The following is a 247-nucleotide window of genomic DNA, read 5'->3' as shown; positions in this document are numbered from 1 at the left end:
CTCTTGAACAGGTCTATACCATCGAACAGGCTGGTGTTGTACGCGACCAGATCATGGGGCAGGTTGGGCACGGGCAGGGCGCTGGTGTTCAGGCCGCCAAAGGCATAGCTGGCCAGCAGCATGGTCCAGGTCACCAGCACGAAGGGCGCCGTGAGGGCGGCGACTTTCCAGGTCTTCAGAATATCGGCGATGCAGATGGTGACGATTACCGAGACCACGCTGCCGAGGATAATACACAGCCACAGGA

1 protein-coding gene is annotated in these 247 nt (G+C 59.5%); it reads right to left on the bottom strand.

The genetic code is table 11. The annotated features are described in order from the left end of the window. The coding region (locus tag AC2FA3_RS15480; protein ID WP_490510367.1) for an urea transporter at positions 1-247 on the bottom strand (247 nt) is incomplete at both ends.

The organism is Janibacter sp. CoH_79_TC_3 (genome assembly GCF_058197955.1).
This window is presented reverse-complemented; position numbering and strand designations above follow the sequence as displayed.